The organism is Streptomyces sp. CNB091 (genome assembly GCF_000377965.1).
In genome coordinates, this window is sequence record NZ_KB899005.1 from 55,432 (window position 1) to 60,272 (window position 4,841).

The window sequence follows — 4,841 nt, forward strand, 5'->3', positions numbered from 1 at the left end:
CGCTGTCCGGACGCTCAGCCGGTGGCCAGGCGTTCGGACACCATCGCGCGTAGCCGATCGAGCCCGGTCTCCAGGGACTCCAGGGGCAGTGAGCTGAACGACAGGCGCAGCCGGTTGCGGGCCTCCGGCCGGGCGTCGAAGTGGCTCATCGGGGCCCACAGCACCCCGTGCCGCCGCGCGGAGTGCTCCAGGAGGGCGTCGTCCGCCGGGAACGGCACGTCGAGGACGACGAAGAAGCCGCCCGAGGGCCGGTTCCAGCGCACCCCGGTGGCGGGCGGAAAGCGGAGGGTGAGCCCGGTCAGCAGCCGGGACAGATTGTTCTGGTAGATCTCGCGCTCGACCTTGTTCGCCGCCACCAGACTGCAGTCGTTCTCCAGCAGCTTGCCGCCGATGACGGCCTGGGCCACCGGCGAGGTGTTCACCGTGACCATGCCCTTGATCTTGGCCAGCTCGTCGGCCAGCAGCCCCACCGAGCCGTCCGCGCCCGTCACCTCCTGGTCGGCCACCACATATCCGACGCGGGCCCCCGGCAGACCGGTCTTCGCGAAGGAGCCCAGGTAGACGACGCGCCGCTCGGTGTCCAGTGCCTTCAGGGTCGGCAGCCGGGCGCCGTTGTGGAAGAGGCCGTACGGATTGTCCTCCAGCAGCAGCAGTTCGTGCTCCCGGGCGGCGTCCAGCAGTGCGCGTCGGGTCGCCAGGTTCATCCGGACGCCGGAGGGGTTGGCGAAGTCCGGGATGACGTAGAGGGCACGGGGCCGGCGCCCCGCGTCGCGCAACTCCCCGACCGTACGGGCGAGGTCGTCGAGGTCCACGCCGAGCGGGCCGTCCGCCACCGGGACGGTCGGCAGCTCGGCCGTGCGGGCCGCGCCGACCACGCCCACGTACGTCGGTGCGACGGTCAGCAGGACGTCCCGCTCGTCCACCCGCAGCGCCCGCGCGACGAGGAACATGGCCTCCTGGCAGCCGACGGTGATGACCAACGACTCCAGGTCGTCGAGGTGGATGTCCTCGTCCACGGCGAGCGCGCGGGCGACCAGCTCCGGGATGATCCCCTTGGTCCGGCCGTACTGGAACAGGGTCCGGTCGATCTGCTCGTCCGACAGCCCGCGCTCGGTCGCCAGATAGGCGCGGTAGCGCTCCAGGTAGCGGGTCAGAGCAGCGGAGTCGAACAGTCCCTCGTACGGGCGGCCGGGTGCGAAGGACACGGCGTCCGGGTAGCGGCCGGCGATCTCGTTGAGGAAGTTCATCGAGTCCATCAGCGGTTCCGTCAGGGAGCCGTGCAGTTGTTCGGCGCGCAGACGCACCCGGTCCACCGCCATCGTCGCTTCGGTCATCACAGTCCTTCCGTGGCACGGCGGGCCAGGCCCGGGGCGTGGGCGGGTGTCGGGCAGCCCGCCAGCAGCATGGCGTGTTCGAGTTCGTCCCTGACCTGGTCCAGCACCGTGCGGACGCCCGCCTCGCCGTCCGCTGCCAGACCCCACAGCACGGGGCGTCCCAGCAGGACCCCGGAGGCGCCCAGAGCCAGAGCGCGCAGCACGTCCGTACCGTCGCGCACCCCGCTGTCCAGCAGCACCGGGAGCCTGCCCGCGACGGCGGCGGTGACGGCGGGCAGCGCGTCGGCGCTGCTGATCGCCCCGTCCAGCTGTCGACCGCCGTGGTTGGAGACCACCAGCAGGTCGACGCCCGCGTCGGCAGCGCGCCTGGCGTCGTCGGGGGAGAGGACTCCCTTGAGCGCCAGCGGCAGCGAGGTGATCCCGCGCAGCCACGCGATGTCCTGCCAGCCGAGTCCCGGGTCGAAGACGGCGCTGGTGTGCCGGGCGACCGCGGAGCCGGTCCCGTCCGGGGTGTGGGCGGTGGCGGAGTCCGGGCCGTCGCCCAGCAGTGCCGCTGTGACGGAGCCGGGCAGCGCGAAGCCGTTGCGGGCGTCGCGCAGTCGCCGTCCCATCACCGGGACGTCGACCGTGAGTACGAGCGCCCGGCAGCCCGCCTGTTCGGCCCGGTGGACCAGGTCGGCGGTGCGGGCGCGCTCGCGGAGCCAGTAGAGCTGGAACCAGGTGCGGGCGCCGGTCGCCGTGATCCGGTCGAGCGGGGTGCTGCTCATGGTGCTGATCACGTATGTCACCCCGGTGGCCGCCGCCGCGCGGGCCGCGGCCACCTCGCCCTCGGGGTGCAGCAGTCGCTGGTAGGCCATCGGGGCCACGGCGGCGGGCATCGGCCAGGGCTCGCCGAGGACCGTGCAGCCGGGGGAGGCGGCCGTGCAGCCGGTGAGCGCGCGGGGCACCAGGGCGATCCGGTCCAGGGCGGTCCGGTTGGCCGCCAGGGTGAGTTCGCCGCCGCTGCCGCCCGCCACGAAGTCCCAGACGTCCGGGGACAGGGCCTCGCGGGCCGCACGTTCGACATCCGCCAGGCTCCCTGGGGCGGCCCCGGAGCCGGTCAACGGGGCCGGTCCGCTGACTGTCCCGTCTCCACGGCCTCGTACAGGGCCTTGATGTTGCCGCTGCCGAAGGTGGTGGCGCCGCAGCGCTCGACCACCTCGTAGAAGAGGGTGTTGTGCGGGTGGGTGGAGCGGGTGAAGATCTGGAACAGCTGGCCGCCGTGGTCCTCGTCGGCCAGGACGTGGGCGGCGCGCAGCTCGGCGAGGCCGTGCCGCTCCAGGGTGATGCGCTCGGTCAGCCGGTCGTAGTAGGCCCCGGGGGTGCTGAGGAACTCCACGCCCCGCTCGCGGAGCACGGCGGTGGCCCGGACGATGTCCTCGGTGGCGAAGGCGACGTGCTGGATGCCGGAACCGTCGTTGTCCTTGAGGAAGCGGTCGATCTGGCCGGGGGCGGCGGTGATGTCCGGTTCGAGAAGGGTCAGGGTCACGTCCCGGGCGGTGTTCTGCACGACGTGGGAGTCCATGGCCTGGGAGCCGACGACGATGCGCTCGGAGAAGGTCCGCTCGAAGCCGAGGGCGGTGCGGTAGAAGCGGACCACTTCGTCCAGGGAACCGGCGTCCAGGCAGACGGCGAAGTGGTCGGCGCCGGTGAGGCCGGTGGTGGAGCCGGGGGAGGAGGGCAGGGAGCCGAAGCCGGGGACCCAGTGGCCCTCGGTACCGGGCGGCGGGGTCACGAAGGTGTGCCGGACGTCCCCGAAGACCTGGATGGTGGCGCGTATCGCCCCGTTCTCCTCGACGGGTGCGCCCCGGTCGCGCGCCCCGTGGGCGAGGGCGGAGGCATGCGCCTCGCGCACTCGGTCGGTGCGCAGCGCGAGATCGGCCACGCCGTCGCCGCGGGCGCGGACGAAGAGGGAGGCGGGGTGGTCGGCGGAGAGGCCCTGGGTGAGGACCAGGACGGTCCGGCCGATGCCGAGGGCGGTGGAGCGGTGGGCGCCGTCGGCGGACTCGTGGTCGGCCAGGTGGTGGCCGCCGTACTGGTCGGCGAAGGCGGTGCGGGCGGTGGCGAGGTCGGTGACGTACAGCTCGACGTGGTTGAGCGTCAGCTCGTCGAAGCGGGAGGGTGTCTGGGGGCTTTCGAACACGGGTGAGCCTCTTTCTGCGCTCTCTCGGCAGGTGATTACTTCGCTTCCAGCACGGAGAAGGGGGAGTCTGGTACGGCGGTGGCCGACGCCTCGGAGAAGCCGGCCTGTCGCAGCAGGGCGGTGAACTCCTCCGCCGTGCGCTCGCGGCCCCCGGTGAGCACCATCATGCCGATGTCGCTCCAGGCGCCGGGGTGCCAGCGGTCGTCCTTTGGGACGAGCATCTCGACGATGAGAAGACGGCCGCCGGGACGCAGGGCCGCGCGGCTGTTGCGCAGGATGCGCACCGTCTGTTCGTCGGTCCAGTCGTGCAGGACGCTGCACATGAGGTGGGTGTCCGCGTCCGCCGGAATCCGGTCGAAGAAGTCGCCCTCGGCGACCCGGCAGCGTTCGCCCAGGGCCCGAAGCCGCGGGGAGCCGCCGACCGCCGCGACGGTGGCGGGCCGTTCGAAGAGGATGCCGGTCAGATGGGGGGCGGCGCGCAGCACCCGGTCGAGGACGTAGCCGTTGCCGCCGCCGATGTCCATGACCACCGAGGAGTCCGACCAGTCGGGAACGGCGGCGAGGTTCGGGTAGAGGCGTCCGGCGCGTTCCTCCATGCGGCGCAGGAAGGCGGTGTTGGCCTCCGCGTCGTCGTTCTTGTGGTCGAAGAACGCGCCGCCGAGGGCGCTGTCGAAGACCGACAGGCCGGTACGGAGTGTGTCGGCGCCGCGCAGCCAGGCTCGCTGGGAGTCGGTGTTGAGCAGCGAGGCGCGCACGCTGCCGGGGGCGTCGGCGCGCAGCCGGGCGCCGGTCACGGTGAGCCGGAAGCGCTGTCCGGGCTCACGGGCGACGACGCCGACCGTGGCGAGGGCGCGCAGCAGCCGGTGCAGGGCGTCGGGGTCGGTGCCCGCTTCCTTCGAGAGGTCGGCGGCGGTGCGGACGTCGTCCCCCAGGAGGTCCGCGATGCCCAGTTCGGCGGTGATGCGCAGGACATGGGGGAGGACGGCGACGCAGCTGTCGTCGGCCAGACTCAGATAGTCGTCGAGGAGCATCGCGGGGAGGCTCCGGGGGGAGGTGGAGTCGTGCGTCATGAGTCGGCGTTCTCCATGGCGGCGATCAGGCCGGCGGGGCGCATGTCCGTCCAGTTGGCCTCGATGTGGTTGAGGCAGGCTTCACGCGTGTCCTCGCCGTGGACGGTCCGCCAGCCTGCGGGGACATCGATGAAGGAGGGCCACAGGGAGTGCTGGTTCTCATCGTTGACGAGCACCAGGAAGCGGCCGTCGGCATCCTCGAAGGGGTTGGTCATGACGGGTTCCTCTCGTGTTTCTCGGACGGGGTGCGGGGGG

At 72.4% G+C, this 4,841-nt stretch carries 5 protein-coding genes; all 5 read right to left on the minus strand.

Going from position 1 to position 4,841, the window contains the following annotated elements:
* Nucleotides 1–14 precede the first annotated feature (14 nt).
* The 5 genes from D581_RS0126385 to D581_RS0126405 are packed head-to-tail and all read right to left on the minus strand — an operon-like array spanning nucleotide 15 to nucleotide 4,801.
* On the minus strand, nucleotides 15–1,334 hold the full coding sequence (locus D581_RS0126385; protein WP_018960185.1) for an aminotransferase-like domain-containing protein: 1,320 nt from the start codon (nucleotides 1,332–1,334) through the stop codon (nucleotides 15–17).
* Nucleotides 1,334–2,437: an alpha-hydroxy acid oxidase gene (locus D581_RS0126390; protein WP_018960186.1), complete on the minus strand. Its 1,104-nt coding sequence runs from the start codon at nucleotides 2,435–2,437 to the stop codon at nucleotides 1,334–1,336. Before D581_RS0126390 ends, D581_RS0126385 begins: the two co-directional genes overlap by 1 nt.
* Entirely contained in the window at nucleotides 2,434–3,516 is a 1,083-nt protein-coding gene (gene hppD / locus D581_RS0126395; protein ID WP_018960187.1) for a 4-hydroxyphenylpyruvate dioxygenase, read from the minus strand. The genes D581_RS0126390 and hppD overlap by 4 nt, the downstream gene beginning before the upstream one ends.
* Before the next feature lie 35 nt (nucleotides 3,517–3,551).
* Entirely contained in the window at nucleotides 3,552–4,586 is a 1,035-nt protein-coding gene (locus D581_RS0126400; RefSeq protein ID WP_018960188.1) for a methyltransferase, read from the minus strand.
* Entirely contained in the window at nucleotides 4,583–4,801 is a 219-nt protein-coding gene (locus D581_RS0126405; RefSeq protein WP_018960189.1) for an MbtH family protein, read from the minus strand. Before D581_RS0126405 ends, D581_RS0126400 begins: the two co-directional genes overlap by 4 nt.
* Between the last annotated feature and the right edge of the window lie 40 nt (nucleotides 4,802–4,841).